The sequence below is a fragment of the Primorskyibacter flagellatus genome (assembly GCF_900176485.1).
Classification (GTDB): Bacteria; Pseudomonadota; Alphaproteobacteria; order Rhodobacterales; family Rhodobacteraceae; genus Primorskyibacter; species Primorskyibacter flagellatus.
Map to the genome: position 1 here is coordinate 1 of NZ_FWYD01000054.1, position 3,229 is coordinate 3,229.

Annotated in this window: 1 protein-coding gene and 3 pseudogenes; 1 reads left to right on the top strand and 3 read right to left on the bottom strand. The window is 58.7% G+C overall.

The genetic code is table 11. The features are described 5' to 3' along the window. Positions 1–480 precede the first annotated feature (480 nt). From B8991_RS20825 to B8991_RS20835, 3 pseudogenes are all read right to left on the bottom strand, one after another. Positions 481–660: pseudogene (locus tag B8991_RS20825) on the bottom strand (hypothetical protein); the annotation flags it as partial. A gap of 42 nt (positions 661–702) precedes the next feature. Continuing rightward, positions 703–1,221 (bottom strand): annotated as a pseudogene (locus B8991_RS20830) (DDE-type integrase/transposase/recombinase); the annotation flags it as partial. Continuing rightward, positions 1,215–1,382: pseudogene (locus B8991_RS20835) on the bottom strand (transposase); the annotation flags it as partial. The pseudogenes B8991_RS20835 and B8991_RS20830, both read right to left, overlap by 7 nt. 242 nt (positions 1,383–1,624) lie before the next feature. Here B8991_RS20835 and B8991_RS20840 point away from each other — a divergent pair. After that, a partial coding sequence (locus B8991_RS20840) for a recombinase family protein (RefSeq protein ID WP_084355196.1) occupies positions 1,625–3,229 on the top strand: 1,605 nt, incomplete at its 3' end.

The window sequence follows — 3,229 nt, forward strand, 5'->3', positions numbered from 1 at the left end:
TCGAAGGCGTCACATTCACCGACGGTGTCGCCGCAACCAATGCCGAAAACCGCGCCGCTTGATCAGGCCGCATCACCCAGAATCCCGCATAGCTCGTGTTCTGGGCCAGCCTCGCCCTGGCGGGGGCCGCGCGGCAGGGTTGTCAGCATTCTGGACCGCAGGGGCGGCTGGGCGCGGATCTTCGCGCAGGGTGACAGAGAAGTAACTTCACGCTGAGAGCTAAATTGCCTCGCTCTGCTGTTGATCGCACTGCGCTGCAGGTCACCAGTGCCAGAAACGCTCCTTTTTGGCACGTCCGCAAAGCACCTTGTTTGAAGCTGCCACATACCCCGTTCAAAACCCAAGAAGTTATTGAAGGTTCTTGCATCGACCGCGATAGCGGACATCCATGCATCACGCAGCATCCGTTACCTTGGGCTCGAAACTGACCTTTGCTGCATTGGTCTCGAAGGTCGGCTTGCGGCAGTGCACGCGGTTTCCTCACTGAACTGAAACCGGCTGCAGCATGTCGTCGGTGTCCAATTTCAGGGCGCTGCGCCAGAGCTGCGTCTTGAAGACGTGGTGCACATGCTTGCCCTCGCGCTCTTCACGGGTCTGGACGAGCAACCCCGCCCACTCAAGCGGGCGCAAGACGCAGGATGAGAACGCGGCCATCTCTCGTCCTGAACCGCCTCTTGTTTGCCGGAGGCTAATTTGTCTTAGTTACGCGGCCATGTCTGATCTTTCCATAGCTGCGTAGAAGTTTGCCTCGGCTTCAGCTGGCGGGATATTCCCGATGGGCTCGAGCAGGCGGCGGTTGTTGAACTCAGGCGTTTCTTCGACAACGCCGGTATCGACCCATTGCAATGTCGCGTATTCCACGGCGTCGAAACTGCGCCATGGCTCGCGCCGGTGGATGACCTCGGCTTTGAACAGCCCGTTGATGGTTTCTGCCAGGGCATTGTCATAGGAATCTCCAACGCTGCCGACAGATGGGGCAATCTTCGCCTCTGCCAGCCGTTCAGTGTACTTGATAGACAAATATTGCGATCCGCGATCCGAGTGGTGCACCAGTTGATCGTGTGCAGGTCTGCGTTGATGAATGGCTTGTTCCAAAGCGTCGAGGACAAACCCAGCGGTTGCTGTGCGGCTGACGCGCCACCCAACGATGCGGCGGGCAAAGACGTCGATGACGAAAGCCACATACACAAACCCCTGCCACGTCGCGACATAGGTAACCTCGCGGCATCGGACACCTCCATGCCGCCATACTTAGCTTTCAGCTTGTAGAACGTGGCGGAACTAAGACCATGTTTGCGACACACTTCAGCCGTCGGCATCCCAGCCTCTTGCTCCTTAATTATCCCGATAATTTGCGCCTCGGTGAAACGGCTTTTCCTCATTCGTCTGCTCCTGCGTGTTTGGGGCAGACTCTACATTAGGCTGAGGGATTTCGTGGTGGGCAGGTCACTCGCCAAACGTTGAGGTGGTGTTGATGTAAACCGCATAAGCAAAATCCCGACTGATTGGGTCTGGCTTTAAGTGTTTGATATTGTGTAGTAAGTTGGTTGCGGGAGCAGGTTTTGAACTCAAGCGAAGAATACTGATGTTGGCGGAGTGATCAGTTTTCGGCGTCGGGAGCGGATTGAGCGGCTGCTTCTTCCGCAGCCGCCTTGGCGGCGTCCTCTTCGGCCTTCCAGCGATCGACCTGCTCCTGTGTGCGCTCGGCGGCACGCGCAAGGACCGCCCCGGGCTGCAGAGCCTGCTGGAGGCCGTCAAGGCCAGAGCCTGCGACATCGTGCTGGTCGAGAACATTGACCGACTCAGCCGCAATCAGGAAGAGTTGCACGGCTTCTACAATCGCACGAAACACGCCGAGGCAGAGATCTACACCACCTCCCGTGGCCGCATGGATTCGCTGACGTTGGGTCTGTCGTCCCTCATTGCGGCAACCTATCTGGAAGATCTTGCCCAACGGACGAAGCGGGGCCTGGAAGGCAAGCATGCCGACGGGTTGAATGCAGGCGGCAAGGCCTACGGTTATCGCGTCCGGCGGACGCCGGAGGGCGTGATCGACAAAGGTCAGCTTGAGATCATCGAAACGGAGGCGCTCGTTGTGCGGCGCATATTTCGAGAATATGCCGCAGGCAAGTCACCCATCAAGATCGCGGCCGGTCTGAATAAGGATGGCATCCCGGCTCCCAAACCGCGGAAGAATGCGAAATTCTCTCATTGGCGGCAAACCACCATCAACGGCAACCCGGATCGTGGCAATGGCATCCTGAACAACGAGCTCTATATCGGACGCAGCGTCTGGGATCGGCTGCGCTACTCCAAGGACCCCGAGACCGGGAAGCGGGTGTCACGGCTCAATCCTCTGGCCCAGTGGAGCGTGGCAGAGGTCCCGCATCTGCGCATCATCAAAGATGAGCTTTGGCAAGCGGTCAAGGACCGTCAGACCCGTCAGCGCGCACGCTACGGGAAAACGGATCCCGGCTCGCGGAATGATCTTTCGATGAACAGGGATTTCAGGCGCCGGCGCTTCCTGCTGTCGGGCCTGTTCGAATGCGGTCGCTGCGGTGGCAACATGACGGTGGCGGGCAGCGGTAAATACAAGGCCTACTATTGCGCCAATGCCAAAGAGAAGGGAGCGACGATATGCGAGGGCATGCCGGGGCTCAAGATCGCCAAGGCGACGCCGACCGTGCTGGCAGCGCTGCGGGATCTGATAATGACTGACGAGGACTACGAGACCTTTCGGGAGCGTCTCCAGGTACACTTGGCGACGCTGGGAGGTGCGAAGCAGGAGGAACAGGTGCTGCTCGATACGCAGATTGCGGAAATCGAAGGCAAGCGCGAAAACCTTGTTCGCGCAGTCGAGGACAGCTACCACCCGACGCTGATAGAGCGACTGAAGGAGGTCGAACAGTCCCTGTCCGAGAAGCTTGCGGCGGTCGCCGTGCTTGAAGCCGAGGCGCCGCAACTCCCCGAAGACCTCTCGCCGCTCTATCGGGAGCTGATCGACAACCTGACACAGACGTTGCAGACTGAGGGGGTTATCGGGCGCGCAGCCGATGAACTGCGCGGAATGATCGACCGGATCGTGGTCAGCTGGGATCAGGCGCACCGGATGGATCTGCAAGGCAATCTGTTGGAAATGCTCAAAAAAGCAAAGCCCGCCGAGTTGGCGGGCCTTGAAGAAAGTGCGTCTTCGCTTGAGTTGGTTGCGGGAGTAGGATTTGAACCTACG